Origin of the sequence: Gordonia aquimaris (assembly GCF_026262595.1) — a bacterium.
GTDB classification, from domain to species: domain Bacteria; phylum Actinomycetota; class Actinomycetes; order Mycobacteriales; family Mycobacteriaceae; genus Gordonia; species Gordonia tangerina.
This window is the reverse complement of record NZ_JAPKFM010000028.1, coordinates 36,381-62,939: the sequence shown is the minus strand read 5'-3', so window position 1 is coordinate 62,939 and position 26,559 is coordinate 36,381. Positions and strand designations below refer to the sequence as shown.

The window sequence follows — 26,559 nt, the reverse complement described above, 5'->3', positions numbered from 1 at the left end:
ATGGCGGCCGTTGTGACGCCGTTGGCATTCGCTCCCGGCGCAACCGAAGCGGTGCTCGGGCGCTTCTATGTCTGGGCAGCCACCGACGGTCTGGAGATCCTCATCTGGATTCTCGGTGGACTGCTCGTCATCCGGTGCATCCGGTGGGGTGCCGACGGCTATGCCGCCCGGCTCAAGACCCAATTTGACTCCAGTGACCTCATCGTCCAGACCGAGGACGCCAAACATCGGCGCGCACTGGTGGATGTGGTGGCGTGGACGCTCATCGTGATCGTCGCGATCATCGTGATCGTGCGCATCATGGTGATCTTCGGGGTACCCATCACCGGCCTGGCGGGACCGGGTGCCGTGCTCGGTGCGGCGCTGGGCTTCGGTGCGCAGCGCATCGTGCAGGACATCCTCGCCGGATTCTTCGTCGTCGCCGAGAAGCAGTACGGGTACGGCGACGTGGTGGTTCTCACCGTGTCGGCCAACGGTCAGGCCGAGGGCACGGTCGAGGATGTCACGCTGCGCGTCACCAAACTGCGTACCTCCGAGGGTGAGGTCATCACGGTGCCCAACGGGCAGATCGTCAAGGCCACCAACCTGTCCAAGGATTGGGCGCGCGCCGTGGTCGACGTGCCCGTGCCGGCCGACGCGGACATCGCGATGGTCAACGAGGTCCTCGACCGCGTCGGAGATGCATTCTACGAGCAACCACGCTGGCACGATCTCCTGCTCGACTCGCCGTCACCGCTCGGCGTCATCGACCTCGAACTCGACTCGATCACGGTCCGGATGGTCGCCCGCACGCTACCCGGCAAACAGTTCGACGTCAGCCGGGCGTTGCGCATTGACATCGTGCGCGCGCTAGCAAGCGAGGGCATCACCGTCGCACCCGTGGGTGTCCAGGCCGGCGGCGGACCGCCCGCGACGATGGCCGACGAGGCCGGCAAGGGGCGTGATCGCAATGGCTGATCGGCCCGACGACGAATCCGAGAAAGAGCCCGCGACGCGCGACGGTGCGGGGACCGATCCGGGAGGCAAGCGAGATGGCGCCGACGAGCCCCGCCCCATCATCCCGGAACGCTTCCGGGACTGGGGACACGTCTACAAGACCCGCCTGCGAACGAGCACCGCGGTTCTGCTGATCGCGTTCCTCGGCTCGAGCATCCTGTACGGCTACACCTCGCAGCGCTACGGGGTGGTCCAGCCGCCCGCTGCACCGGCCCGCACGTCGGTGTCCACCACCGTCACCCCTGAGCCGAGCTGGTCCTCGACCCCGTCGAGTACCTCGCTCACCACCACCACCACCACGACAACCGACTCGGTGGACGGCCCCGATGGTGACACAGAGCCCGAACCGGGCTCGGGCACCGGCGATACGGGGACCCAGACGCGCAGCACCGTGCCGGGACTACCCGGTGTGGTGATCCCGAATTTCGGCCGCACGCCGGAGACCACTACAGTTCCGCAGCGCTGACCAGCCGCGACCTGGCCGCGCCGAACCTGAGCGGAGAACTCAGCGGCCGTGGCTACACTGGCTTCTCGTGATCAAGCTGGAGAACGTCACGATGAAGTACAAGGCGTCCAGTCGGCCCGCCTTGACCGACCTCACCCTCGAGGTCGACAAGGGGGAGTTCGCCTTTTTGATCGGTCCGTCGGGTTCGGGAAAGTCGACCTTCTTCCGGTTGCTCCTGAAAGAGGACAAGCCCACCTCGGGCGAGGTGTACGTGGGAGATTTCCACGTCAACACGCTCAAGGGGCGGATGGTGCCCAAGCTGCGACAATCAATCGGCTGCGTCTTCCAGGACTTCCGACTGCTGCAACAGAAGTCGGTGGCCGACAATGTCGCGTTCGCATTGGAGGTGATCGGCAAGTCACCGTCGACGACTCGGCGCATCGTCCCAGAGGTCCTCGACTACGTCGGACTGTCCGGCAAAGCCGACCGCATGCCCAACGAGCTGTCCGGCGGTGAGATGCAGCGTGTCGCGATCGCGCGGGCCATCGTCAATCGGCCGTTGCTGCTGCTCGCCGACGAACCGACCGGAAACCTCGATCCGGAGACCAGTGAGGAGATCGTCGACGTCCTCGACCGGGTGAACCGGCGTGGCACGACGGTGATCATGGCGACCCACGACCGGCATATCGTCGACGCCATGCGCCGACGGGTGCTCGAGTTCGACAACGGCCACCTGGTCCGCAACGATCCGCAAGGGGTGTACGGCATCGGCTGACCGCCGCTGCCACGCCCGGCCCCGTGCGCGGCAATGCCCGCACCTCGACTCTCGCACCATCGACTTCGGTAAGGACTGCGCACAGACCCATGCGAGCGAACTTCATCATCAGCGAGGTCCTGAACGGTTTCCGACGCAACGTCACCATGACCATCGCCATGATCCTCACCACGGCGATCACCCTGGGCATGTTCGGCGGTGGCCTGCTGGTCATCCAGATGGCCGACAAAAGTCAGCAGATCTTCCTGGACCGAGTCGAGATGCAGTTCTTCGTCAACGACGCCGTCTCCGACGCCGACCCGAACTGCCAGGAGTCGCCGTGTGCGGAGCTACGTACCGACATCGAGAACGAGCCGGGCGTCGGGTCGGTCACCTTCATCGACCGTGAGGAGGCGTTCGAGGCAGCCAAACAGACCTTCAAGGACAATCCCGACATTGCCAACAACATCCGCGAGGGCACCATCCCTGCGTCGCTCAAGGTACGGATGTCCGACCCGGCCCAGTTCGGCGCGGTGCTCGACAAGTACAAGGACCGCAAGGATCTCGGTGTCGACGGTGCACTCGACCAACGCGAGCTGGTGCAGCGCATCTTCAGCGTGCTCGACGGAACCCGGAACGCCGCGTTCGCGGTCGCCCTGGTCTTGGCGGTGGCGGCGATCCTGTTGATCGTGAACACCGTGCAGATCGCGGCGTTCACCCGCCGCACCGAGGTGTCGATCATGCGCCTGGTCGGTGCCACCCGCTGGTACACGCAGTTGCCGTTCCTGCTCGAGGCGGTGGTCGCCGCGCTGGTGGGTGCGTTCCTCGCGATCGGTGGGTTGTTCGCGGCCAAGGTTTTCTTCTTCGACAACGCCCTACGCGATCTGTACGGTGTGAACATCCTGGCCCGCATCGGGATCTCCGACGTGCTGTTCGTGTCGCCGTGGCTGATCCTGGCCGGAATCCTGCTGTCGGGTGTCACCTCGTATGTGACACTGCGGGTTTATGTGCGCGAATGATCGGGGCCGGCGAGATCGGCAGGAGAGATAGGGACGAGGAGGAGGTGCAGGAATGGCGAAGGAGAAGGGTCGCAACGTGATCGCGACCAACCGCAAGGCGCGTCACAACTACACCATCCTTGACACCTACGAGGCGGGTATCGCGTTGTTGGGGACCGAGGTCAAGAGTCTGCGCGGTGGCAAGGCATCGCTTGCCGATGCCTTCGCGACCGTCGACGACGGCGAGATCTGGCTGCGCGCCGTGCACATCCCCGAATACGGCAGCGGGTCGTGGACCAACCACGCTCCGCGTCGCAACCGGAAACTGCTGTTGCACCGCCGTGAGATCGACAACCTGATCGGCAAGATCCGCGACGGCAATCTCACGTTGGTGCCGCTGTCGATGTACTTCAACGACGGCAAGGTCAAGGTGGAACTGGCACTCGCCCGCGGCAAGCAGGCCCACGACAAGCGCCACGACATCGCGCGCCGGACGGCGCAGCGTGAGGTAGAGCGCGAGATCGGTCGGCGCGTCAAAGGGATGTGAAAGGTGCCCCGAGATCCGGAGCCCGAGGCCCTGTCGCCACGTCGTCGACACATCGTCGTACTCGCGCTGGTGGTAGTGATGGCGATGCTCGGTCTCCTCGCCTGCACCCCCGATCCGGAGGGCCGCATCGGCGGTGACGGAGTCGCCATCGACGGTGTGCCGGTGACCCCGCCGATGGGGTGGAACAGTTGGAACACCTTCGGCTGCAATATCACCGAACAGATCGTCCGCGAGCAGGCCGACGCGCTGGTGGTGACCGGGCTACGTGACGCCGGGTATCGCTACGTCGTCGTCGACGACTGCTGGGCCGCGCCTGAGCGCGCCGACGACGGGTCGCTGCAGGCCGATCCGCGTCGATTTCCCTCCGGGATGGCGGCACTCGGACAGTATCTGCACGACCGCGGGCTGAAGTTCGGGTTGTACGCCGGCGCCGACGACAAGACCTGCACCCAATTCCTGGGTACCTACCCGGGTGCCACCGGTAGTCGCGGCCACGAGGGCCGCGACGCCCAGACCTTCGCCGACTGGCAGGTCGACTATCTGAAATACGACTGGTGCTCGAGCAATGCCGACCATGACGACCAGGTGTCGGCGTTCACCGCGATGCGCGACGCGATCCGCGACACCGGGCGACCCATGGTGTACAGCATCAACCCCAACAGTGGCGTCGCGGAATCGGTTCCGGGAGCCGAATTCGATTGGGGTGGCGTCGCGACCATGACCCGCGTCACCAACGACATCACCCCTGTGTGGTCGACCAACGCCGACGATTCCGGCGCGCAGGGCGTGATCGACATCGTCGACGCCGTGGCGCCGCTCGCGTCCCGGGTCGGGCCGTCGGCGTTCAACGATCCCGACATGCTCGTCGTGGGCGTGGACGGCAACCCCGGCCTCACCCTGGCCCAGCAGCGTACGCAGATGTCGATGTGGGCGATGATGGCGGCGCCGCTCATCGCCGGTAACGATCTCACGCGGATGTCGACGCAGACGCTCGACCTGCTGGGCAACCGCGCGGTCATCGTGATCGATCAAGACGATCGGGTCAGCGCCGGCGCGCCGGTCGACGACGACGCGGAGATCTGGGCCCGCGCCATCGGTGACAAGGGGCTCGTCGTGTCGTTGACCAACCGGGCCGATCATCCGCGCGCCATGTCGGTCTCACTGGGAAGTCTCGGTCTGGTCGGCGACGCCACCGTCAGCGCCGTCGATGCGTGGACCGGTCGGCGATACCAGGCGGCCAACGGGGAACTCACCGTCGACGTCGCGGTCAACGACACCGTGCTGCTGCAGATCGCGTGACGCCTCGCCGGTTGTCCGAAACAGCCGGTGGGCGCGGCGTTCTCGATATGATCCGATGTGGCCGCGAGGTCAGGGCACTGTGGACCCGCGTCGACACACGCAGACTCATCGATTTCGCCACCCTCAGGAGCTGACGATGACCGACCGCAAACACACCAATGCCCGGCACACGACCAATATCGGCGCGAACCTCACCCTCAACCCGGTGTTCGTCCGCCCCGGTGAATCCACCGAGCTGCCGAAGTTCACGATTCCCGACCAGATGAGTCTGCCCGAGACGGCATACCAGATCGTGCACGACGAGGCCATGCTCGACGGCAACGCGCGGCTGAACCTCGCGACCTTCGTGTCGACCTGGATGGACGACGAGGCGCGTCGACTCTACGCCGAGACCTACGACAAGAACATGATCGACAAGGACGAGTATCCGCAGACCGCCGCGATCGAGGATCGGTGTTGGCGGATCATCGCCGATCTGTGGAATGTGCCAGACGTGGAGAACTCGATCGGGACGTCGACGATCGGGTCGTCGGAGGCGGCGATGCTGGGTGGCCTGGCGCTCAAGCGGCATTGGCAGACGCGCCGCAAAGCCGAGGGCAAGTCGATCGAGAAACCGAATCTGGTGCTGTCGACCGCCGTTCAGGTGTGCTGGGAGAAGTTCCTCAACTACTTCGAGGTGGAGCCGCGGTGGGTGCCGGTGAGCGAGGAGCATTTCGTCTTCGACGGCCACGAACTCGAGAAGTACGTGGATGATTACACAATCGGCGTGGTAGCAATCGTCGGGGTGACCTACAACGGGTTGTATGAGCCGGTGAAAGAGATCTCGGCGAAACTCGACGAGATCCAGGCGTCGACGGGCCTGGACATCAAGATCCACGTCGACGGTGCATCCGGCGCCATGATCGCGCCGTTCTGCCAGCCCGATCTGGAGTGGGACTTCCGCGTGCCGCGGGTGGTGTCGATCAACACCTCCGGCCACAAATACGGTCTCGTGTATCCGGGGCTGGGCTGGATCGTGTGGCGCGATGCCGCGGCGTTGCCGGAGAGCATGGTGTTCCACTGCAGCTATCTCGGCGGCGACATGCCAACGCTCGCGCTGAACTTCTCGCGGCCCGGTGCGCAGGTGTTGTTGCAGTACTACAACTTTCTGCGGTTGGGTCGTGAGGGATATCGGCAGGTGCAGCAGGAGTCGCTCGACGTCGCGCAGTATCTGTCCGCGGCAATCGGCGACATGGGGCCGTTCGACCTCGTCAGCAAGGGTGACACCATCCCGGTGTTCGCGTGGAAGCTCAAGCCCGGTTATACCGACAAGTGGACGCTCTACGATCTGTCGGACCGATTGCGGATGAAGGGGTGGCTGGTGCCGGCCTACCCGATGGCCGATGACCTCGCCGACATGACGTTGCAGCGCATCGTGGTGCGGGCGGGTTTGAGTCGTGATCTCGGTGCCGCGCTGTTGCGGGACATCGAGAGCGAGATCGCCTTCCTCGACAACCTGGAGTCGCCGATGCCGCGGGAGGGCACGGGGTCGCACTTCCACCACTGAGGCGATACCGGGATGAAACCGTCGGCAGCCGTTGTTAGACTGAAGTGCTCGTCGAAATTCGGCGGGTGCTACCTCGGGGCTGATCGGTTTCGACTGCGTGCGTCGAGGTAGGGGAAGCGTGTCGGTGCAGGCTAGAGACCACCGTTAAGCGTCGTAGCAACCAATTAAGCGCCGATAAGAATCAGCGCGACTACGCACTCGCTGCCTGATCAGCGAGGCTAGTCTGTCGGCCCGGGTCTGCTCCCGCACCCGGATGCCGGCATCATCTCAGGGAGCTCACCGCTGTCGTCGGTCGCGGACGGCAGCGGGACATCAAACAGCGACTGGGATCGTCATCTCGGCTTGTTCGCGTGACCGGGAGATTCAAGTAGAGGCATAGCGAACTGCACACGGAGAAGCCCTACCGAAGCGACGGAGGACCCGGGTTCAATTCCCGGCAGCTCCACCGACGAGACCCCCGACCGCCTGGTCGGGGGTTTCGTGCTTTTCTTGGTTTTGTTTGTAGGCGCGTCTAGGGCCTTTCGTGACCGCCGTGCTGGTGGCGTTTGGGAGCGCGGGCTACGGGTGATGTGCGCGCAGGACGGTGCCGACGAAATCGAGGGCGGCGTTCTGCCAGAGTCCGATGTGATCGAGCATCGCGTGCTTGCCGTCGGGCACGGGGACGAAGGTGGCGTCCACCCCGCGTTCGTCGAGTTCGTGCACACCTCGCTCGGTCCGGCGCGCGAAGGTCCGAGTGTCATCGGTGCCGTGTACCGCGACCACCCGGACGCCGTCGCGGATGTGACGCCAATCGGCATGCTGCCACCACGGTGCCAGTGCGAGCAGTCCGACGACTCGGCTGTCGGCCGCGAGGTGCGCACCCACCCGTCCGCCCATCGAGTGGCCGACGAGGACCACCGGTACGCCCGGATGCTCGCGCGTCAGATCGTCGAGTGCCTTGCGGGCGTCGTGGACCGGACAGTTCTGTGCGCCGTTCCATCCGTAGAAGCGGTAGCGCACCTGGTGCACACGTACCCGGTTGCGAAAGCGCGCCCGGATCGACCACGTGAACGGGTACATCCGCAGCGCTGACGGCTGGCGTGGGCTGAACGGCCGGTAGCTGCGGTCCGTTCCGCCCGGCAACACCAGGACCACCAGCTCGGTGCGGTCCGAACCTGACGTCGCCGGATCACGTTTCAGCACGACGAGCTGCCGGCTCTGGCGGACGACCGGGTGGCCGGTGGGCGCACCTGTGCGACGGTGCGTGCCTCGACGACGTGCATGCCAGACGATCCTCCTGTGTCCGGGCTCGGGGGCGGGCCTGCTGAGTCGGTGCCCACAGTAATCATTCGTACGATGCCGACGTTCGGATCGGTTCCGATGGCAGAATTGCGGCATGGCACATCCGAGAGCAGGAACACCGGCGCTCCCCGAGGACCTGATCGACGTCGCCGCGGTCGAGCGGGCCTACTACGACCGGGTGCCCGACCCCGACGATCCGATGCAGCAGGTGGTGTTCGGCACCTCGGGTCATCGTGGGTCCAGCCTCGACGGGGCGTTCAACGAAGCCCACATCCTGGCCACCACGCAGGCGATCGTGGAGTACCGTCGGTCGGCGGGGATCACCGGGCCGTTGTTCATCGGCTTCGACACCCATGCGCTTTCGATTCCGGCGTGGCGCAGCGCACTCGAGGTACTCACCGCCAACGAGGTCACCGTTTACATCGCCGAGAACGAGAAGTTCACGCCCACCCCGGCAGTGAGTTTCGCCATCCTCCGGTTCAACCAGGCCAACCCCGGTGTGCTTGCCGATGGCATCGTCGTCACCCCGTCGCACAACCCGCCGCGCGACGGTGGGTTCAAATACAACCCACCCAGCGGTGGGCCGGCCGACACGAGTATCACCTCGGTGGTGGCGCGCCGGGCCAACGAACTGCTCGCCGACAACCTCTCCGGCGTCAACCGGATTCCGTTCGAACGCGCCCGCAGCAGTGAATTCATCCACGAATATCCTTACACCGCAACCTATGTCGATCATCTTCAGGAGGTGGTCGACATGTCGGCCATCCGCGATACCGGTATCCACATCGGGGCCGATCCATTGGGTGGTGCGTCGGTCGGCTACTGGGCCGAGATCGGGTTCCGGTACAACCTGACGAACCTGACCGTGGTGAACCCGACGGTCGATCCGACGTTCCGGTTCATGACGCTGGACACCGACGGCAAGATCAGAATGGACTGCTCCTCGCCGAACGCGATGGCGTCGCTGATCTCGGCGCGCGAGCGCTACGACATCGCCACCGGTAACGACGCCGACTCCGACCGTCACGGCATCGTGACCCCCGATGGCGGCTTGATGAATCCGAATCACTACCTGGCGGTGGCGATCGACTACCTGTTCACGCACCGCCCGGGTTGGGGTGCACAGGCGGCGGTGGGCAAGACCCTGGTCAGCTCATCGTTGATCGATCGGGTCGTCGCCGGGATCGACCGCAAACTGCTCGAGGTCCCGGTCGGCTTCAAGTGGTTCGTCGACGGGCTGCTCGACGGCAGCATCGCGTTCGGTGGAGAGGAGAGCGCGGGCGCGTCGTTTCTCACCTTCGACGGCAAGCCGTGGTCGACCGACAAAGACGGGATCATCCTGGCGCTGTTGGCATCGGAGATGCTCGCGACGACCGGCAAGACACCGTCGCAGCGCTATCGGGAACTGGCCGACCGCTACGGCGAAAGCGCCTACGCCCGCGTCGACGCGCCGGCCTCACGGGCACAGAAGGCACTTCTCGGGAAGCTGTCGGCCGATCAGGTCAGCGCGACCGAACTTGCCGGCGAACCGATCACGGCCGTCCTCACCGAGGCGCCGGGGAACGGGGCGCCGATCGGGGGACTCAAGGTGACCACGGAGAACGCGTGGTTCGCCGCCCGACCGTCGGGGACCGAGGACGTCTACAAGATCTACGCAGAGTCGTTCAAGGGCGCCGATCACCTCGCGACGGTGCAGGCGCAAGCCCAGGAACTGGTCGACTCGGTACTGGTTTAAGGGTCACCGCCGCGTGCTCAACGCAGTCCTCGAACCAACTCAGACAGCTCTTATCGCTGCCGCATTAGAGTCGGCATGGTGAGCGACAAGCGCAAACCGAAATCCTCGACGGCGAACTCGAAGTACCAGCCGAGCGCGACGTCGAGCCGCACCACGTACATCCTCGGTGGGGTGGCGGTGGCGATCATCGTGGCCCTCATCGTCGGCGGTTTGGTGTGGAACAACAGTCAAGACGACGGCGGCGGCGTCGACGAGGCGGTGCTCAGCGAGAACGCCGCACTGATCATCGGCGAGCCCTCGGCTCCGCAGACGATCGACGTGTTCGAGGACTTCATGTGCCCGGTCTGTCAGGAGTTCGAGGAGCAGTCGGGCACCGCCATCACCGAGGCGATCAACAACGGGTCGCTGCGGGTTCGATACCACATGCTCACCTTCCTCGACGACAGGTCGGCATCCGGCGACTACTCGACGCGGGCCGCCGGGGCCGCCCAATGCGTAGGCACCGGAGAGGACAAAGAAGTCTTCGAGAAATTCCACACTGCGCTGTTCACCAATCAACCGGAAGAAGGCGGGGACAGCGACCTCAGCAACGCGGACATGGCTCGGCTGGCGGGCGCGCAGGGTGCCTCACCACAGACCCAGCAGTGTGTCGCGGACGGCGCCAGGGTGACCGAGGCGACGGAGGCCTCCGAACAGTCGCGGAACCAGCTCGGGAAGGCCACCGGCGGGCAGGTGGCCACGCCGACGGTGCTGTCCGGCGGCGAGCCGGTGAACGGCATCATGGACGGCACGGGCTGGCTGGACCAGCTGCTGAACGAGCAGGGCTGAGGTGGGTGACTCCGGTCCCAGGTAGCCGTCCAGGCGATTTGGTCGGAGTCGGAGCGATGGTGTAATTTCGCCTTTGCCCTTGAAACGGGGTGAACAACAGAAGACGGGGCTATGGCGCAGCTGGTAGCGCACCACACTGGCAGTGTGGGGGTCAGGGGTTCGAGTCCCCTTAGCTCCACAAACAGGGAGAAGCCCGCTTCATCGTCGAAGCGGGCTTCTCCCTGTCTTGGCCTATGTGCCCGACCCGCGCCGCCGACGGTGACCAGATCGGAGTTGGTCAGCCAGTCACACCTACCAAGAGATCTCGATTTCGATCTCGGACTCGTCGCCACGCTCGATCTCGACCGTCAACCGCACCATCGGCGGGATGTCGACCCGCACGGTCTTGTTGTTCTCGACGTAGGACACCTCGTTGTGGCGCGAAATCGCATCGGCGAGGTCGCGCAGACGTTGTGCGGCTTCTTCGCGCGTCATCTCGGTCGTGGTCTCGTGTTCGAACAACTCGTCGCTCATGCATCCATCCGAGTCGAGCGGGACGGCAAGGGCAAGGGGGTTCACCGACTGTTCAGTCGTTCGCAGCCGATCCCGTCGGGGTCTCGATGTTCGACGACGAGTGCGACGATGGTGCCCATGACCGCCACTCTCGTCGCCAAGGATCTCTCCGGCGGCTACGCCCACCGCGTACTGTTCGACCACCTCGATCTCACGGTCGCGCCGGGTGACGTGGTGGGGGTCGTCGGCGCCAACGGCGCCGGCAAGTCGACGCTGCTACGGGTGCTGGCCGGCGACCTGGCGCCCCTCGCGGGTTCGGTGACGAGATCACCGGCCGACGCCTTCGTCGGCTGGTTGCCGCAAGAGCATGAGCGCGTCCCGGGGGAGACCGTCGCGCAGTACGTCGCGCGCCGAACCGGGTGCGCCGCGGCCACCGCGGCGATGGACGTCGCGGCGGCTGCGCTCGCCGACGATCCGGCAGCATCATCCGGACCCGACGATCCAGCCGACGTCTACGCCGCCGCACTCGATCACTGGCTCGCGACCGGCGCCGCCGATCTCGACGACCGGTTGCCCGGCGTACTGGCCGATCTGGGCCTCGACGTCGACGCCGTCGAACCAGGCGCAGTCCTGATGGACGTCCTGTCGGGTGGCCAGGCCGCGCGGGTCGGCTTGGCCGCGCTGCTGTGCTCACGGTTCGACATCGTCCTGCTCGACGAACCGACCAACGATCTCGATCTCGACGGGCTCGCGAGGCTGGAGGACCTGGTCGGCGGCATGCGGGGTGGGGTGGTGCTGGTCAGTCACGATCGGGAATTCTTGGCGCGCAGCGTGACCCGGGTCGTCGAACTCGATCTGGCACAGCACACCAACACCGTCTACGGCGGCGGATACGAGAGCTACCTGGAAGAGCGTGAGGTCGCACGGCGGCATCGGCGCGAGGAGTACGAGGAGTACGCAGAGAAGAAGGCGGACCTGGTGGCGCGCGCGAGGACCCAACGTGAGTGGTCCTCCCAGGGCACCCGGAACGCGATACGCAAGGCGCCCGACAACGACAAGATCCGACGCCGCGCGGCGACCGAGTCGAGTGAGAAGCAGGCACAGAAGGTCCGGCAGATGGAGAGTCGGATCGCACGTCTCGAGGAGGTAGTCGAGCCGCGTAAGGAATGGGTTCTCGAGTTCACGATCGGGGCCGCACCCCGATCGAGTTCAGTGGTGGCGACGCTGAACAATGCGGTCGTCAGACACGGCGATTTCACGCTCGGGCCAGTGTCGTTGCAGGTCGATGCCGGCGACCGCATCGGAATCACGGGACCCAACGGCGCGGGCAAATCGACCCTGCTGAGACTGCTGCTCGGCGTGATCGGCCCCGACGTGGGCACCGCGCAGCTCGGCACCAATGTCGCGATCGGCGAGATCGACCAGGCGCGGGGCCGATTCGCCGGCGCCGCACCGCTCGTCGATCGATTCGGCGAGCTCGTGCCGGAGTACACCTCGGCCGAGGTCCGAACGCTGCTGGCGAAGTTCGGACTGCGAGCCGACCATGTCGGGCGGAGCGTGGACGATCTGTCGCCGGGGGAGCGCACCCGGGCGGCGCTGGCGTTGCTTCAGGCCCGCGGCACCAATGTCCTGGTGCTCGACGAGCCCACCAACCACCTCGACCTCCCGGCAATCGAACAGTTGGAGTCCGCGCTCGAGTCGTACGACGGGGCGCTGCTGTTGGTCACCCACGATCGGCGCATGCTCTCCACAGTGCGTACGAATCGCGTGTGGCATGTCGCTGGAGGCGTTGTCACCGAGCGCTGAGCCGGCTGCGTCCGCCGACGGATGCGCGCTGTGCGGGACCACGAGTTGTGCGGGGAACTCGGCATTGTTGCCTCAGTGATCCGGCGAGCCGTCCGGGTCTCTCTCGGTCGGTGGCTGCCCGGCGGTGAACGACAACAGCCCGGGAAGTGTGTGCTGCACGTCCTGCGCAGAAATGCGCGGGAGCCCCTCGTGGCCGTGGATGTAGCCGATTCCGGCGTACACCAGCAGCCCGGCCAACACGCGGGCTCGGCGCGGGCTCAGCTGGAGTTCGCGCAGGGTGGCATCGACCGCGGCGAAGATTTCCTCGTCGATGCTGCGAACCGTGTGCGCGACCTCGTCGTTGCTGCGCGCCCAACTCCGGATGGCGCGCTCCACCGTCAGATGGTCGTCGCCGACCAGCATCGTCGACAGCGCGGCGAGACGCTCGTCGGGCGGCAGCTCGGACAAGGCTTCGAGGTCGGCGACGCGTTGACGGTTCATTGTCTGCCAGCGCACCGCCATGGCCTCTCGCAGTGCGTCGAGGTCGTCGAAGTGCCAGTAGAAGCTGCCCTTCGTGACCTTCAGCGTCGTGCACAGACGGGCGATGGTGACCGCATGCGCACCGTCGGAGGTGACCAGTGCCAACGCAGCGTCCACCCAGTCGGTGGCGCTGAGACGTCTGGTGCGGCGGGAGCTGGTCATCGGTCGGTCGATTCTCTCAGACCGACGCGGGTGATGGTCGCGACCGAGGCAACGCCCGGGCGGACCGGACACGGGATGGCGCCACACCATACCGATGGTATGGTTCATCGGTCTCGACGTGGCCGAGCAGGGGGGAACCGAATGGGCCAGAGGATGAATCGTCGTCGATTCCTGTGGGGGGCAGCGTCGGCCGCTGCCTCGGGGGTGTTGGTGGGGCGCGTCGGTGCCGGGCCGGCAGGTGCCGATCCGGCGCCACCGATCAAGCTGCCCACCATCTTCCATTCGCCGGAGATGGTCAAGTACGTCGACGAAATGTCGGTGCCGAGCACCATCACCTCATCGCCGACGCAGCCGATCGAGATCGTCGCGCGCACCACGAGCACCAGATTCCACCGGGATCAGCCGAGGGTGCCGACGATGGCCTACAACGACGAGCCATACCTGGGCCCCACCGTCGAGGCGCATGTCGGTGAGCAGACCACTGTGCACTATCGCAGCGAACTCGCCGAACACATCTTCGCGGCGGATCTGGACACCTCGCTGCACGGAGTGACCGAACGCTATCGAGGCCAACCCGTCACCTCGATGCACCTGCACGGCGGGGTCACTCCGCCGGAGTTCGACGGTAACCCGGAGCGCCTGATGCTGCCCCACCACGGCACCGCAGTGTTCGAGTTCCCCAACCGCCAGGAAGCCGGGCACCTCTGGTATCACGACCACGCGATGGCGATCACGCGTGCCAACGTCTACGCCGGCCTGGCCGGGATGTATTTTCTGCGCGACGGCCACGACACGGGGACATCGGGCAATCCGCTGGGCCTGCCGGCCGGCGAACACGAGATCCCGTTGATTCTGCAGGAGAAGATCTTCCGCGTGGACGGGCATCAGTCATTGCGCTCGACACCGGTTGTGCCGCAGGGTATGTGGGAGGGTGGCGCGGTCGGTGACCGCGGTCTGGTGAACGGCAAGGTGTGGCCGACGATGACGGTCGATCGCGGGCTGTACCGGTTCCGACTGATCAACGCGGCGTCGTTCTCGGTCTGGAATCTGTTCTTCTCCAACCGCATGCCGTTCTGGGTGATCGGCAACGAGGGCGGTCTGCTCAACGCGCCGGTTCGGACTCGCTCATTCGCCGCGGCGCCGGCGGAGCGTTTTGATCTGCTCGTCGATTTCAGCTCGCTGGCGCCAGGGGAGACGGTGGAACTGTGCAACGACCTGGCACCACCGTTTCAGGCGGCCATGCTCGGTGAGGTCGTGATGTCCCGGTTCTGCCGGTTCGTAGCAGGCGCCGACCGCGGTGACCGACGGCCGGTACCGACGACGCTGCGCGGCGGTCGGGGACAACCGGCCCGCATCCCGCCGATCGCGACACCACAGCGGGTCCGGCACGTCAGCGTCTCGCAGCCCTACGAGCTGCGCGTCCCGCCGGCCATCATGTCGTTGAACAATCTGCGCTACGCCGATCCGCAGATCGAGAAGCCGCGCGCGGGCACAACGGAGCGCTGGGACATCATCAACATCACCCCGGACCCTCATCCGATTCATCTGCACCTGGTCATGTTCCGCATCCTGGGGCGTCGGCCGTTGCGCACTGTCGCGTATCAAGCCGCGAATCCGCAACCTCCGATCGGTACTCGCTGGGCTCCGGATCCGAGCGCGTTCTACGCCGGACCGATGCGCGGTCCGGCCGCGTGGGAGGCCGGCTCGAAGGACACGGTGCACGCCGTCGGTGGCCACGTCACCTCGATTGTCGTGCGGTTCCCGACGGCCGACGAGCTCGGGTTCGATCCGGACGCGATCTTCTCCTCCGATCCGACACAATCGTGGACCCGGCCGTCGGGTGGACATGCGGTGGCGCCATCCGCATCGGGACAGCACCGCCACGCCGCAGCCACGCCGGTGCACGGCATGGTGACCAAGGATCTACAGGGATATGTCTGGCACTGCCACATCCTCGATCACGAAGACCACGACATGATGCTGCGCTACCGAGTGGTGTCGTGAGGTTCGCGCTCACCCGAGGGCGGGTGGATCGTACTTCGGTTCGTAGATCGTGATCTGCCCTGCGCCGGGCACCGTGACGCCGATGGTCACACCCCACGGTTCGTCGACGGGTTCGCCGACGAACTGTGCGCCTTTCGCCGTCAGGTCGGCCATGGTCGTAGCGAGGTCGTCGCACATGAAGGAGATGTCGAAGCGCTGATCGGTGCCGCCGGTCGTGCCCTGGTACTCCCACGAGCTCGGATGTGCGCCCAACTCGCTGGGGCCGGTCCGGAAGATCAACCAGCCCCCGCCGGTGTCGGCGTAGGGGAATCCGAGCACATCGCGGAAGAAGGCGCGTGCGGCCTCGGGGTCATCGCAGTAGATCAACGTGTGCATGGCGGTGATCATGGGTTCAGGTTAGGCCGTACGCGCGGTGCGGGCAGCTGATTGCCTGCGGCGAGACGGGAGCGGCCGGTCTCGCTGCGGGGGTACCATGTGACCGTTGGCATTCGAGGCCAACTCAGCATCGGGAGTGCCCCATGGATACCGACGGCTCCGGCCACTGGTGACCCGAGGTGGGACGCGATGGTGCGACGAAGGTGGTGGCGAGCCATCGCGGGTGTGGTGGTCGCGACGTTGATCTTGGCCGCATGCGGTGGCGGTCCGGAAGACGATGTGGCAACAAGGTTCTCGTCGTGCTCGGTGTCCGACCGCATCGCCGATGCGACTGCGGAGCCGGTGGGGGATCGCGACATCATCATCGGCGCGTTCGTCGGTTGGGACGAATCTGCCGCTGCCGCTTACCTGATGAAAAACGTCCTCGCGACGAACGGCTACGGCGTACAGGTGAAGACAGTGGACGTGCAGGCCGGGTTCTCGGCGACGGCACACGGGGACATCGACGTCATCCCCGACGTCTGGTTGCCCACGACGCATAGTTCCTATGTCAATCGACACGGATCCCAGCTGGAATCGCTGGGCTGCTGGTACGACGACGCGACCTTGACCATCGCGGTGAACAGTTCGTCTCCGGCCCGGTCGATTGCCGATCTGAAGGACATGAGCGATGCCTACGACGACACGTTGGTCGGCATCGAGCCAGGCGCCGGTGAGACATTGCTGGTCACCGACCGGGTCATCCCGGAATACGGTCTGGGCGATCTGACCTTTCGCAGTTCCTCGACGGCGGACATGCTCGGGTCCCTGCAGCAGGCGATCGTCGATGAACGCAACATAGCGGTGACGCTCTGGCGGCCGCACTGGGCCTACGCGGAGTTCGACATCCGCGACCTCGATGATCCACTGGGCGCGTTGGGCGGCACCGAGGGAATCTGGAGCTTCGCCACGGAGGGATTCGCAGGCGCCGCACCGAAGGCCGCGCAGATGTTCGCCAATCTCATCCTGTCGGATGCCGAACTCGCCGATCTCGAGTACCTGATGGTCGCACGTCACGATCGGTCCGACCCCGACGGCGCCGTCGTCGACTGGCTCGGCGCGCACCCCGACTTCGCCGATCGACTCGTCCGCGGGACCTTGGGGTGAGGACCGTCGGACTCAGCCCTGGCGAGCCTTGAACCGGGGTTCCTTCTTGTTGATGACGAACACTCGTCCCCGTCGGCGGACCACTTGGGCCCCGGGGCGCTTCTTGAGGGATCGGACTGAGTTGCGTACCTTCATAGCTCTATCGTAAACGATAATCGTTGTCATTTAGAACCCGAGGGTGGTGCTGCTCGCGGCTGCGAGTCGGACCTCAACGCACTACCGCCGACGCCCCATCGGTGGCGCCGGCGGTAGTGCGGGTCGGGATAAGTCAGTGCGCGGCTTCGAAAGCCTCGATGACATTGAGCGGGATGCGGCCGCGATCGCTGACCTCGTATCCATTCTGGGTTGCCCAATCACGGATTGCCTTCGTCTGCTCTTTGCTGCGTCCGGCCGACACCGGAGCTGCACGTTTTACGCCGCGTGCTGCCGAGGTGACCCGGGAAACCGAGATGTATTTGGCCAGCGAATCACGGAACTGTGCCGCGTGCTTTGCCGATGTGTCGAATTCGTAGGTCTTTCCATCGAGTGACCACCGCACGGTCTCGTACTCCTCGAGAACCTTACCGTCGATGTCGTCGATGACCTGGACGATTTCTTTCTTCGCCATAGTGAACTCCGTCTTTCCTCGTCGTGACAATGTGTTCTCGGGTGGATTGGATGACCAACGTGCCGATGGCTGTCCCGCGCAGCATTGTTGCGAATTCTTCGATGGTCACATACTAGCGGTCAGAAAATAAGCGGTCCCTGAGAAACGCCCACATTCTCAGATGTATGTGAATAATCGCTGCGGACATTACCACCGGCGCGGTCAAGGGGTCGGGACCGCGCGGGGCGACGTCGTCGAGTCCATCGGTGTATCACCGTCCGTGTCAGGTGTGGCCGACGCGGACCCGGCGCGTGATTCGGGTATACCGAGAAGTTCTGCGGGCGCTCGATCTGACGCCTCGATTTCCGTCAAACCCGTTGGAGTGACTGCGAATCCATTGTCCGAGCGGGATTCGACGCAGAACATGCCCGCGGTCTCGACGAGACAGGAAAATCTTGAAATCGAAATCGTGTGACCGTAGTCGACGATTGTGCTCCGGTAGAGAACCGGATTGCGGTCGGAACAGGCTGCCAGGTCTGTTCCTTGTGGAGTCAGAGCGATCAGATTGTTCTCGCCGTCGCACCCGTCAGGGGTGACCGCTGCGGCCGAGTTCGGGATTTCTGTGTTCAGTCGGCACGCCAACGTCGCGGTGTCCGCGGCAATCGTCGAGCAGTTCACACTGCGGTCCGGAGGTGAGAAGTGAAAGCCGGAAGTGTCCTCGAGTGCGGAATCCGGTGTTTGGGACCCTTGGTGATACTTGGCATTGTCCACGCGGGGCGCAAGGGCTATCAGTCGACCGATCGTCCAATCGGGCAGCGGCGGGCCGGCGGTGTCCTCGACAAGAGGCGTGGCACTTGTGGTCGCGATGCTGGTTTCCGATTGGGTCGACAACACGTCGGTCGGTGGCAAGACGATCTCCGACGGACCGGTGTCGGCAGAGATTTCGCATCCGGTGGCCGATGCAAGCATGAATGCGCCGAGAACGAGGGTGCCGGGCAGCTGTAGCGAGCTGCGGCGCAGGTGTCCGTACCCTTGCATTGTGTCGACCCCCAAGATCGTGTTGTTCTACCAATTCACCCCGCTGGCCGACCCGGAGGCGATTCGTCTCTGGCAGCAGGCGCTGTGTGAGCAACACGGCCTGCGCGGCAGGATCATCGTGTCACCTCACGGCATCAACGGCACCGTCGGTGGCGACATCAGGCAGGTCAAACGCTACGTGAGGGCCACCCGCTCCTATCCGGCCTTCGCTGCCGCGGACATGAAATGGTCCGACGGCACCGGCGAGGACTTTCCCCGTCTGAGCGTCCGGGTTCGGCCGGAGATCGTCACCTTCGGTGTGCCCGAGGAGGTCAGGGTGACCGCCGAGGACGGGGTGGTCGACGGTGGGGCGCGCTTGTCCCCGCGCGACGTCCACGACCTGGTGGCCGCACGTGGCGAGGACGTCGTGTTCTTCGACGGTCGAAATCGCATCGAGGCCGAGATCGGACGCTTTTCCGGTGCGGTGGTCACTGACGCCCAGACGACCCGCGACTTCGTCCCCTTGCTCGACAGCGGGCGGTTCGATCACCTCAAGGACCGTCCCGTCGTCACCTACTGCACCGGTGGCGTGCGCTGTGAGGTGCTCAGCGGATTGATGCGGGCGCGTGGGTTTCGCGAGGTCTATCAGCTCGACGGCGGCATCGTGCGCTACGGCGAGGAGTTCGGTGACGACGGCCTCTGGGAGGGTTCCCTCTACGTCTTCGACAGCCGGATGACCGTCGAGTTCTCCGAGCACGCCGCCATCGTCGGTACCTGCGCGCGATGTGCGTCGCCGACCAACGAGGTGGCGAACTATCCCGACATACTGGGGCGAGAGCTCGCGGTCCTGTGTGCCGATTGCCGACAGGAGATGGGCACCGTCGCGGTGGAGCGATCGGCCCCGTGACCCGCTCGACGGTGCCTGTGATCGTGGTCGCGGGCTTTCTCGGTTCGGGTAAGACCACGCTGCTCAATCACCTGCTGCGCAACTCCGGCGGCGCTCGCATCGGGGTACTGGTCAACGATTTCGGGTCGATCAACGTCGACGCGATGTTGATCGCGGGTCAGGCCGACAGCACTGTGAGTCTGTCGAACGGGTGTATGTGCTGTGCCGTCGATGCCGACGGTGTGCAGGATGCGTTGGCGCGGCTGCTACGGCCGCGGGCAGCCATCGATGCGATCGTGATCGAGGCCAGTGGCATTGCAGAACCCCGCACGCTGGTTCGGATGGTGACCGAACTCGACGACCCGCGACTGCGTTATGGCGGACTGGTGTATCTCGTCGATGCCGCCTCCGGGAGTTCGCTCCGCACCCGGCATCCGGAGATCGACCGGCACGTGGAGATCGCCGACCTGATGGTGGTCAACAAGTCCGACCTGGTCGGTGACGACGAACTCACCCGGATCCGGGCCGACATACGGGCTGTCAACGACACCGCACCGCTGGTGGTGACCACCGAGGGCGGGATCGACCCGACCGCGTTGTTCGACGTGCTCCCGCGAGACGTCGAGGACGACCGGGTGCGCAGTCGGCAACTGACCCTCGACGAACTGCTCGACGAGTGTGCACACGAGCCACGTGCCCATGACGACGCTGGCCGGCACGGACACCTTCACGACGCGTTCACCTCGGTGGAGTTCACTTCCGAGGCGCCGTTGCAGCCGCGTCGGCTCGCCGAATTCCTGGAACGACCACCGGCCGGCTGCTACCGGATCAAAGGGGTGGTGTCGTTCGACGTTCCCGGTCACCGACAGCGGTTCGTCGTGCACGCGGTGGGCGGATTCGTCCGCGTGCAGCGCGAGACCTGGGGTGGTCGGCCGAGGGTGTCGACCCTGGTCGCCATCGGTACCGACATGGACGCCGACCTGGTCGATCGTCGTCTGCAAGCACTCGTCGACGACGGGCAACCCGACCCCAACGGCATCCTCAGTGTCACCCGGCACCTGGTCACAGCTCACTAACGGTTTGCGGTCAGCCCAGGTCGCGGATTTCCCATCTGGACGACAGACTGTTTCACTTGTTACAACTGTGACTGATGTGGCCAGTGTTGCGTCTTGGAAGGAGTGTGGCGGCGGTTCCCGGTCTCGGCCGGCCGACGCCCGATGTAGCGATGACCCAGCAACGCATGACATACCCCGAGATCACGTCCCGCCCGACCGCCGTCCGGTGGGCCACACCGCGTCGTCGGCGTCGACTCGTCGTCGCCGCGATGTCGGCGCTGGCACTGACCGCCGGCGCCGTGTCGGCGACGACCCCAGTGGCTTCGGCAGCACCTGCTCCCGCGCCGACCGGCAACGCGCTGGCCGGCAAAACGGTCTTCCTCGATCCGGGGCATCAGGGCAGCGCTGCCGGACGCGACCTGAACGCGCAGGTGCCCGACGGCAGGGGCGGTAAGAAGGACTGCCAGACCAGCGGCGCCACCGGGGTGAACGGCGCCCGAGAGCACACCGTCAACTGGGATATCGGGCAGCTCGTCAAGGCTGGTCTGGAGAGCCAGGGGGCGCGGGTCGTGCTGAGCCGGCCCGACGACACCGGGTGGGGCGGCTGTATCGACGAGCGTGCTGATGCCGCGAGTCGGTCGGGTGCGGCCGTCGCGGTCAGTCTCCACGCCGACTCGACCACCGCTGGCGCGGACGCCTCGAAAAAAGGCTTCCACATGATCGTGCCGTCACTGCCGGTGCCGGACGCCACCGTCAACCGGGTTCAGGGCGATGAAGGGCGCAAGGCGTCGGAAACCATGCGTGACGCCTTCGTCAAGGCAGGTTTCCCGGCCGCGAACTACGCCGGGGTCGACAACGGCCTGCAGACGCGGTCGGACATTGCGGCGGTCAACCTGACCAAGGTGCCCGCGGTCTTCGTCGAGATGGGCAATCTGTCCAATCCCCAAGAGGCTGCGGCGCTGTCGGGCAAGGACGGCCAGCTCAAGTACGCGATGGCCATCACCGACGGCATCCTCAACTATGTGCGCGGCGCCGCCACCACACCGGCCGATCCGCCGGCGGCGACCGGTGCTGCGCCCGGGGCCACGGCCTCGCCGACCAGCACCACCCCGGAGCCGACCGACGGCGAGCAGGGACTGGAGATCGTCATCCCGTTCGTGCAGCAGTTGCTCGCCACCGAGGACCCCGCCGAGGTGGTGCAGTTGCTGCTCGGCGAGGGACAGGACGTCTCCGCGCAGGTCCTCAAGGCGATGCTGACGATCGTCTACGGCCTCTTCGACGGCGATCTGCCGGTCGGCTGACGCCCCGCACCCAGATCCTCGCAGGTCCCACCCGCGACGGCGCACCGCAACTATGGTGGGGCCATGGGGATCAAGGACCTGCTCGTGATGAAGACGCCGGTACCCACGCTCGGCGGCCGGACGGTCCTGATCACCGGCGCCGCCAGCGGGATCGGGCGCGCCACCGCCGAAGCGGCCGCCCGCGACGGTGCACAGCTGGTGCTGACCGACCTGCACGCCGATGCGCTCGACGACGTGGTCAAGCGCATCAACACCTCCGGTGGCGAGGTCGTCTATCACCAGGCCGGTGACATCTCCGATCATCAGTGGGTGTCGACATTCGCTCGTCAGGTCGACGCGGAGGTCGGCGTGATGGGCGTCGTGATGAACATCGCCGGCGTTTCCGCGTGGGGCACGGTCGACAACCTCGAACACCGACACTGGCGCACGATGGTCGACGTCAACCTGATGGGTCCCATTCACGTCATCGAGAGCTTTGTGCCACAGATGATCCGGCGAGGTGCAGGTGGGCACCTGGTCAACGTGTCGTCGGCGGCGGGGCTGTTGGCCTTCCCGTGGCATGCGGCGTACAGCGCCAGCAAGTTCGGGGTGCGGGGCATGTCGGAGGTCCTGCGTTTCGACCTGCGACGCCACGGCATCGGCGTGTCACTGGTCTGCCCGGGCGGTGTCGACACACCGTTGGTGGACACCGTGGACATCGTGGGCGTCGACCGCACCGATCCTCGTGTCAAAGCTGCGGTGGCGAATTTCCACAAGGTCGCGGTGAGTCCGGAAAAGGCCGCCCAGGCGATCCTGGCCGGTGTGCGGCGCAACCGTTTCCTCGTCTACACCTCGTTCGATGTCCGCTTCGGCTACTGGTGGGCACGCAAGTTCGCGTTGCCCTACGAGATCGTCATGCGTGTGGCCAACGACCGCTTCGACCGTCTGGCCCGGATCAGCTCGCCCGAGTCGAGCTCCCGTACCAGCGCCCCCGACGGCTCCGACGCGACACCGTAGATGCCGACGACACACCGCAAGCAACGTACCGACGTCGATCGCGACTTCTTCCGCGCGGAGGCGGCCGGTCTGCGATGGTTACGCGAGGGCGGCGGTCCGGTCGTCGACGTCCTCGATGTGGGCGACGACTTCATCGCGTTGGCCCACCTCGACTCCTCCCCACCGACCGTGCACGCCGCCCGAGAATTCGGCGCCGCGCTGGCCGGCATGCATGACGCGGGGGCACCCCGGTTCGGCACGCCGCCCGCCGGGCATACCGGCAAGCAGTACATCGGTGAGCGCCGACTGAGTTCGCACACCCATGATCGGTGGGGGGAGTTCTACGCCGCGGAACGAGTGCTGCCGTACCTGGCGCCGGCCATCGATGCCGGCAATCTGCAATCCGACGATGCCGCAGCCACGCGGCACGCCTGCGAGTTGATCGCCGCCGGTGCCTTCGACGACACGGATCCGCCGGCCCGTATCCATGGCGATCTGTGGAACGGGAATGTCATCTGGACTCCGTCGGGTGTGGTGCTGATCGATCCGGCTGCGCACGGCGGCCACCGCGAAACCGATCTGGCGATGCTGGCGCTCTTCGGTTGTCCGCATCTCGACGTCGTCATCACCGGCTATCAGGACACACATGCATTGCGGCCGGGATGGGAGCAGCGCGTGCCACTTCATCAACTGCACCCGCTGGCCGTGCACGCGGCCGGTCACGGTCCCTCCTACGGCAGCGCGTTGGGCCGCGCCGCCCGCACGTGTGTCGCGCTTGCCCAGCGGGCCCGCTAAGTTCTGCTGCGTGACGACAGACCCCTTCGATCGTTCGACCCTGCTGGTGGCCGCCACGCGCGCCGAGGCGCACCACCTACCGGCCGACGCCCGCGTGCTCGTGACCGGAATCGGCAAGGTGCGCGCGGCGACCACGCTGACCCGGGCGCTGGTGGAGGCCGAGCGTGACGGCCGACAACCGATTCGGCAACTGATCAGCATCGGCACGGCAGGTGCGCTGCGCGCCCAACACACCGGCATCTTCTTCCCATCGGTCGTGATCGAACACGACATATCCGCAACGGAGTTGCGCGCGATGGGCTACCCGCTGGTCGACCGGTGGGAGCTGCCCGACGGGGACGGCACGGTGCTGGCCTCGGGCGACACATTCGTGGCCGATCCGGTGCGCCGCGACGTCCTCGCCCGCCACGCCGACCTCGTGGACATGGAGGGTGCTGCGGTGGCACATGTCGCCGCCGATTTTGGCATCCCATGCCGCATGGTCAAGATCGTCAGCGATGCCGCCGACGAGTCGGCGATGGACTGGCCATCGGTGGTCGACGCGGCGGCGCGCCGGCTCGGCGAGTGGTGTGCGGGGGCTGCTGCGATCGGCTGAACGCCGACCCGGCGATCAGCCGCGGTTGCGGGCGCGCGTGGACCGATATTGCGCGGTCGGGGCTCGTCCGGTGGCCGATTCGTACCGTGGATACTCGTCCGCGGCCGGGCGGACGCGTCCGCGCGCGGCGACCTCGCCTGCCGTCGCGGTGGTTGCGGGCGCGGGTGCGGCCACCGGCGCGATCACCTCGTCGACCGCGTCGATCTGCTCGCCCGCGCCGGCCCTGAAGACCGCGCCGGCGGTCGAACGCCGTCCGTTCGGGACGGCGCCGTTGCGTGTGTGGCCGTTGCGTGTGGGGCCGGTAGCGCTGACCCGGCTCTGTTCGGTGCGCGCGGTGGCGTCGGGTCGGCTGACGCTGTCACGGGTGGGGTCGTCCGGACGCAAGCTGGGCTTTGCCGATCGCGACGCCTTGGCAGCCGCTGAACGTTGCGACCGGTCGGCGACTTCCGGCGGAGTGCCTGGTCGAGACGCACGAGATTGCGCCGCACGCGATTGCGTGGTGTTCGACGTGCCGGGGGCCGGTCGGCTCGACTCGGGTGCCCCCGACTCGCGTGCCCCCGACTTCGATGCTGCCGACTTCGATGTTCCGGACTGCGACGGGGCTGTGTCCTTCGCTGCCCTCGCGCTGCTCCGCCTCTGACCGGCGGTCCGGGTGGATGACCTCTTCGCGCCCTTGGCAGCAGCGGGCCGCGCCGGGCCGCTGGGTCGTTTCTTGTCGCCTGCGGCTCGATCTCGGGTGAGGTACCAGCGGGCCACCACAAGACCCAACGTGACGAGGAAGGTCAGCGCCATCCACGGGAAGTCGTTCGCGATCGGCAGCAGCACCTGGAAGATCAGGCTCTTGAGGCCCGACGACGCCTGTTCAGCGTTCAACCCGTAGAGGGTGATGACCCCGACGAGGAATGCGATCAACGGAGGCTGCGCCGCGGCGGTGAACAGGGCCCGGCGCCGGACGGCCAGTGCGGCACTCACACATCCGACCAGGTAGCAGAACTTGAACACGGCACCGAGCCCGTCGGTATTGCTCGCGTCGATCGCTGCTCCGATGCCGGCGATGACCGTGGCCACCAACACGGCGCCCCACCAGGGAACCCCGCGGACCGTGGGCAGCACGGACTGCTGATCCAGCGGCACCGCTGAACGCTGTTGGGCAGAAGACACATCTAGACGGTACCGGGTCGACCGCAGAAATCCGTTAACCGCCGGGTGATGTTGCCCATTGGTCGTCGTTGGGGGAGTCTGCGCTGGTCCGCACGCCTCCAGCGCTGCGAATCGTGATGTCGATGGGCGTCGGGCCGGTGTGTTCGGCCTCACCCTGCAGAGCGTCGAGTTCGGCCAATTTGCGGGCTGTGACCCCTACTCGTGCGTCCACCGCGCCGACGGTGGAGTTGAACGATTCCACCGCACGACGCAGCGAGCCACCCAGCCGGTCGAGGTGGCCGAGCACCCCGCCGAGTCGATGGTGCAGTTCGGTCCCGAGTTGGTGGATGGTCGCCGCGTCGCGGGCCATCGCGTCGTGGCGCCAACCGAGGGCGACGGTGCGCAGAAGCGCGACGAGGGTGGCAGGAGTGGTCAGCACCACGTTCTTGGTGAAGCCGAATTCGATCAGGTCCCCCTCGGCCCGGACCGCGGCTTCCAGGACCGGGTCGCTCGGCACGAACAGCACCACCATCTCCGGCGTGTTGTCGAAGGCCGACCAGTAGGCCTTGGACGCCAGTTGGGTGATGTGGTTGCGCAACGCGCGGCCGTGTTCGGTGTGCAGCCGCGCGATCTCGTCCGGATCGTCGGTGTCGACAGCACGGAGATATGCGTGCAGCGGTACTTTCGCGTCCACCACGATGGTGCGCCCTCCGGCGAGGTGGACCACCATATCCGGCCGGACCGAGCCTGCGGTGCCGTCGGCACCCACCTGCGTGGCGAAGTCGCAATGCCGGGACATGCCTGCGAGCTCCACCACACGTTCGAGCTGGACCTCACCCCACCGCCCTCGGATCTGCGGCGTGTGCAGGGCATTCGTCAACGCCCGGGTCTGGTCGGTGAGTTGCGCCGACGCTGCATGCATACCGCGCACCTGTTCGCTGAGACCTGCGTAGGCGTTGATCCGGTGATGTTCGGTTCGGTGCAGTTCCTCGGACATTTGTGCCAGCAGACCGCGCAGTGGGTCGATGATGTGAGCCACCTGCCCGCCGATGGCCGAGGACTGACGTCGGGCGGCGTCCTCGGAGGCCGAAGACAGCGCGCGCGCCGTCAGATCCTGCGCGGACCGCACGGAATCGAGTTCGGCGCGGGCGGCGGCGAGTGCGGCGGTGGAACGTGACGCACTCGCCAACCATCCGATCACCAGCCCGACCATCAGTCCGGCGATGACGCCGGCGACCACAGAGATGTTCATGGCCGCCATCGTGGCCGACGGGTA

26 protein-coding genes, 1 tRNA gene and 1 other RNA gene are annotated in these 26,559 nt (G+C 66.0%); 20 read left to right on the top strand and 8 right to left on the bottom strand.

All coding sequences use genetic code 11. The annotated features are described in order from the left end of the window. From OSB52_RS20900 to ssrA, 8 genes are all read left to right on the top strand, one after another. Positions 1-957 (top strand): mechanosensitive ion channel family protein, encoded by a 957-nt coding sequence (locus OSB52_RS20900; RefSeq protein WP_235724558.1) that lies wholly within the window; start codon positions 1-3, stop codon positions 955-957. Continuing rightward, positions 950-1,462 carry an Rv3103c transmembrane domain-containing protein gene (locus OSB52_RS20895; RefSeq protein WP_235724557.1) on the top strand — a complete coding sequence of 171 codons (513 nt, stop codon included), beginning with the start codon at positions 950-952 and terminating at the stop codon, positions 1,460-1,462. Before OSB52_RS20900 ends, OSB52_RS20895 begins: the two co-directional genes overlap by 8 nt. Positions 1,463-1,529: 67 nt before the next feature. Beyond that, complete coding sequence (gene ftsE, locus OSB52_RS20890) at positions 1,530-2,216, top strand: cell division ATP-binding protein FtsE (RefSeq protein ID WP_235724556.1); 687 nt, start codon at positions 1,530-1,532, stop codon at positions 2,214-2,216. Positions 2,217-2,305: 89 nt separating this feature from the next. Continuing rightward, complete coding sequence (gene ftsX / locus OSB52_RS20885; RefSeq protein ID WP_235724555.1) at positions 2,306-3,214, top strand: permease-like cell division protein FtsX; 909 nt, start codon at positions 2,306-2,308, stop codon at positions 3,212-3,214. A gap of 52 nt (positions 3,215-3,266) precedes the next feature. Continuing rightward, entirely contained in the window at positions 3,267-3,740 is a 474-nt protein-coding gene (gene smpB, locus OSB52_RS20880; protein ID WP_235724554.1) for an SsrA-binding protein SmpB, read from the top strand. A gap of 78 nt (positions 3,741-3,818) precedes the next feature. After that, entirely contained in the window at positions 3,819-5,039 is a 1,221-nt protein-coding gene (locus OSB52_RS20875; RefSeq protein ID WP_266063404.1) for a glycoside hydrolase family 27 protein, read from the top strand. Between the two features lie 136 nt (positions 5,040-5,175). Next, the gene (gene gad / locus OSB52_RS20870; RefSeq protein ID WP_266063390.1) at positions 5,176-6,585 is read left to right on the top strand and encodes a glutamate decarboxylase; all 1,410 of its coding nucleotides are present in this window, start codon (positions 5,176-5,178) and stop codon (positions 6,583-6,585) included. A 75-nt stretch (positions 6,586-6,660) separates the two neighbouring features. Next, positions 6,661-7,033, top strand: a transfer-messenger RNA (tmRNA) gene (ssrA, locus tag OSB52_RS20865). A gap of 110 nt (positions 7,034-7,143) precedes the next feature. Here ssrA and OSB52_RS20860 read toward each other — a convergent pair. Further along, a complete protein-coding gene (locus OSB52_RS20860; protein ID WP_235724552.1) occupies positions 7,144-7,767 on the bottom strand; it encodes an alpha/beta hydrolase in 624 nt (207 codons plus the stop codon). A gap of 193 nt (positions 7,768-7,960) precedes the next feature. Here OSB52_RS20860 and pgm point away from each other — a divergent pair, with 193 nt between their 5' ends. The 3 genes from pgm (at position 7,961) to OSB52_RS20845 (ending at position 10,607) form a co-directional block, all read left to right on the top strand. Further along, the gene (gene pgm / locus OSB52_RS20855) at positions 7,961-9,601 is read left to right on the top strand and encodes a phosphoglucomutase (alpha-D-glucose-1,6-bisphosphate-dependent) (protein ID WP_266063389.1); all 1,641 of its coding nucleotides are present in this window, start codon (positions 7,961-7,963) and stop codon (positions 9,599-9,601) included. A gap of 78 nt (positions 9,602-9,679) precedes the next feature. Continuing rightward, entirely contained in the window at positions 9,680-10,429 is a 750-nt protein-coding gene (locus tag OSB52_RS20850; protein ID WP_266063388.1) for a DsbA family protein, read from the top strand. A 105-nt stretch (positions 10,430-10,534) separates the two neighbouring features. Continuing rightward, positions 10,535-10,607, top strand: a tRNA-Ala gene (locus tag OSB52_RS20845). Positions 10,608-10,720: 113 nt separating this feature from the next. On the opposite strand, the gene OSB52_RS20840 is transcribed toward OSB52_RS20845, so the two are convergent. After that, positions 10,721-10,942, bottom strand: coding sequence for an amphi-Trp domain-containing protein (locus tag OSB52_RS20840; protein ID WP_235724550.1), 222 nt, complete (start codon positions 10,940-10,942; stop codon positions 10,721-10,723). Positions 10,943-11,059: 117 nt separating this feature from the next. Here OSB52_RS20840 and OSB52_RS20835 point away from each other — a divergent pair, with 117 nt between their 5' ends. Continuing rightward, the gene (locus tag OSB52_RS20835) at positions 11,060-12,727 is read left to right on the top strand and encodes an ABC-F family ATP-binding cassette domain-containing protein (protein ID WP_266063387.1); all 1,668 of its coding nucleotides are present in this window, start codon (positions 11,060-11,062) and stop codon (positions 12,725-12,727) included. Positions 12,728-12,799: 72 nt separating this feature from the next. Here the strand turns inward: OSB52_RS20835 and OSB52_RS20830 are convergent, their stop codons facing one another. Further along, on the bottom strand, positions 12,800-13,408 hold the full coding sequence (locus tag OSB52_RS20830; protein ID WP_266063386.1) for a TetR/AcrR family transcriptional regulator: 609 nt from the start codon (positions 13,406-13,408) through the stop codon (positions 12,800-12,802). A gap of 141 nt (positions 13,409-13,549) precedes the next feature. Between OSB52_RS20830 and OSB52_RS20825 the strand changes: the two genes are divergently transcribed. After that, positions 13,550-15,412 (top strand): multicopper oxidase family protein, encoded by a 1,863-nt coding sequence (locus tag OSB52_RS20825; protein ID WP_266063385.1) that lies wholly within the window; start codon positions 13,550-13,552, stop codon positions 15,410-15,412. 9 nt (positions 15,413-15,421) lie between these two features. On the opposite strand, the gene OSB52_RS20820 is transcribed toward OSB52_RS20825, so the two are convergent. Continuing rightward, complete coding sequence (locus OSB52_RS20820) at positions 15,422-15,799, bottom strand: VOC family protein (protein WP_266063384.1); 378 nt, start codon at positions 15,797-15,799, stop codon at positions 15,422-15,424. 177 nt (positions 15,800-15,976) lie between these two features. Here OSB52_RS20820 and OSB52_RS20815 point away from each other — a divergent pair, with 177 nt between their 5' ends. Continuing rightward, the gene (locus tag OSB52_RS20815) at positions 15,977-16,933 is read left to right on the top strand and encodes a glycine betaine ABC transporter substrate-binding protein (RefSeq protein WP_266063383.1); all 957 of its coding nucleotides are present in this window, start codon (positions 15,977-15,979) and stop codon (positions 16,931-16,933) included. A gap of 12 nt (positions 16,934-16,945) precedes the next feature. Here the strand turns inward: OSB52_RS20815 and ykgO are convergent, their stop codons facing one another. Both ykgO and OSB52_RS20805 read right to left on the bottom strand, forming a co-directional pair. Continuing rightward, complete coding sequence (gene ykgO / locus OSB52_RS20810; protein ID WP_235724544.1) at positions 16,946-17,068, bottom strand: type B 50S ribosomal protein L36; 123 nt, start codon at positions 17,066-17,068, stop codon at positions 16,946-16,948. Positions 17,069-17,201: 133 nt separating this feature from the next. Continuing rightward, the gene (locus tag OSB52_RS20805) at positions 17,202-17,540 is read right to left on the bottom strand and encodes a histone-like nucleoid-structuring protein Lsr2 (RefSeq protein WP_235724543.1); all 339 of its coding nucleotides are present in this window, start codon (positions 17,538-17,540) and stop codon (positions 17,202-17,204) included. 1,018 nt (positions 17,541-18,558) lie between these two features. Here OSB52_RS20805 and trhO point away from each other — a divergent pair. From trhO to OSB52_RS20775, 6 genes are all read left to right on the top strand, one after another. Further along, positions 18,559-19,443, top strand: coding sequence for an oxygen-dependent tRNA uridine(34) hydroxylase TrhO (trhO, locus tag OSB52_RS20800; protein WP_266063382.1), 885 nt, complete (start codon positions 18,559-18,561; stop codon positions 19,441-19,443). Beyond that, the gene (locus tag OSB52_RS20795) at positions 19,440-20,498 is read left to right on the top strand and encodes a CobW family GTP-binding protein (RefSeq protein WP_266063381.1); all 1,059 of its coding nucleotides are present in this window, start codon (positions 19,440-19,442) and stop codon (positions 20,496-20,498) included. Before trhO ends, OSB52_RS20795 begins: the two co-directional genes overlap by 4 nt. Positions 20,499-20,746: 248 nt before the next feature. Next, complete coding sequence (locus OSB52_RS20790) at positions 20,747-21,778, top strand: N-acetylmuramoyl-L-alanine amidase family protein (RefSeq protein WP_266063403.1); 1,032 nt, start codon at positions 20,747-20,749, stop codon at positions 21,776-21,778. A gap of 63 nt (positions 21,779-21,841) precedes the next feature. After that, on the top strand, positions 21,842-22,774 hold the full coding sequence (locus OSB52_RS20785) for an SDR family oxidoreductase (protein ID WP_266063380.1): 933 nt from the start codon (positions 21,842-21,844) through the stop codon (positions 22,772-22,774). Then, entirely contained in the window at positions 22,775-23,548 is a 774-nt protein-coding gene (locus tag OSB52_RS20780) for a fructosamine kinase family protein (RefSeq protein ID WP_266063379.1), read from the top strand. A gap of 10 nt (positions 23,549-23,558) precedes the next feature. Then, positions 23,559-24,143 carry a nucleosidase gene (locus tag OSB52_RS20775; protein ID WP_235724538.1) on the top strand — a complete coding sequence of 195 codons (585 nt, stop codon included), beginning with the start codon at positions 23,559-23,561 and terminating at the stop codon, positions 24,141-24,143. Between the two features lie 15 nt (positions 24,144-24,158). Here OSB52_RS20775 and OSB52_RS20770 read toward each other — a convergent pair whose 3' ends face one another. Further along, positions 24,159-25,277 (bottom strand): DUF6542 domain-containing protein, encoded by a 1,119-nt coding sequence (locus OSB52_RS20770; RefSeq protein ID WP_443673200.1) that lies wholly within the window; start codon positions 25,275-25,277, stop codon positions 24,159-24,161. Between the two features lie 61 nt (positions 25,278-25,338). Beyond that, complete coding sequence (locus tag OSB52_RS20765; RefSeq protein WP_266063377.1) at positions 25,339-26,544, bottom strand: DNA recombination protein RmuC; 1,206 nt, start codon at positions 26,542-26,544, stop codon at positions 25,339-25,341. Positions 26,545-26,559 lie beyond the last annotated feature (15 nt).

Bases quoted from the DNA above. Each gene is read 5' to 3' on its own strand.
- OSB52_RS20900 (WP_235724558.1), top strand. From the start codon at position 1: ATGGCGGCCGTTGTGACGCCGTTGGCATTCGCTCCCGGCGCAACCGAA.
- OSB52_RS20895 (WP_235724557.1), top strand. From the start codon at position 950: ATGGCTGATCGGCCCGACGACGAATCCGAGAAAGAGCCCGCGACGCGC.
- ftsX (WP_235724555.1), top strand. From the start codon at position 2,306: ATGCGAGCGAACTTCATCATCAGCGAGGTCCTGAACGGTTTCCGACGC.
- smpB (WP_235724554.1), top strand. From the start codon at position 3,267: ATGGCGAAGGAGAAGGGTCGCAACGTGATCGCGACCAACCGCAAGGCG.
- OSB52_RS20875 (WP_266063404.1), top strand. From the start codon at position 3,819: ATGGCGATGCTCGGTCTCCTCGCCTGCACCCCCGATCCGGAGGGCCGC.
- gad (WP_266063390.1), top strand. From the start codon at position 5,176: ATGACCGACCGCAAACACACCAATGCCCGGCACACGACCAATATCGGC.
- pgm (WP_266063389.1), top strand. From the start codon at position 7,961: ATGGCACATCCGAGAGCAGGAACACCGGCGCTCCCCGAGGACCTGATC.
- OSB52_RS20840 (WP_235724550.1), bottom strand. From the start codon at position 10,942: ATGAGCGACGAGTTGTTCGAACACGAGACCACGACCGAGATGACGCGC.
- OSB52_RS20835 (WP_266063387.1), top strand. From the start codon at position 11,060: ATGACCGCCACTCTCGTCGCCAAGGATCTCTCCGGCGGCTACGCCCAC.
- OSB52_RS20830 (WP_266063386.1), bottom strand. From the start codon at position 13,408: ATGACCAGCTCCCGCCGCACCAGACGTCTCAGCGCCACCGACTGGGTG.
- OSB52_RS20825 (WP_266063385.1), top strand. From the start codon at position 13,550: ATGGGCCAGAGGATGAATCGTCGTCGATTCCTGTGGGGGGCAGCGTCG.
- OSB52_RS20820 (WP_266063384.1), bottom strand. From the start codon at position 15,799: ATGATCACCGCCATGCACACGTTGATCTACTGCGATGACCCCGAGGCC.
- OSB52_RS20815 (WP_266063383.1), top strand. From the start codon at position 15,977: ATGGTGCGACGAAGGTGGTGGCGAGCCATCGCGGGTGTGGTGGTCGCG.
- ykgO (WP_235724544.1), bottom strand. From the start codon at position 17,068: ATGAAGGTACGCAACTCAGTCCGATCCCTCAAGAAGCGCCCCGGGGCC.
- OSB52_RS20805 (WP_235724543.1), bottom strand. From the start codon at position 17,540: ATGGCGAAGAAAGAAATCGTCCAGGTCATCGACGACATCGACGGTAAG.
- OSB52_RS20790 (WP_266063403.1), top strand. From the start codon at position 20,747: ATGTCGGCGCTGGCACTGACCGCCGGCGCCGTGTCGGCGACGACCCCA.
- OSB52_RS20785 (WP_266063380.1), top strand. From the start codon at position 21,842: ATGGGGATCAAGGACCTGCTCGTGATGAAGACGCCGGTACCCACGCTC.
- OSB52_RS20780 (WP_266063379.1), top strand. From the start codon at position 22,775: ATGCCGACGACACACCGCAAGCAACGTACCGACGTCGATCGCGACTTC.
- OSB52_RS20765 (WP_266063377.1), bottom strand. From the start codon at position 26,544: ATGGCGGCCATGAACATCTCTGTGGTCGCCGGCGTCATCGCCGGACTG.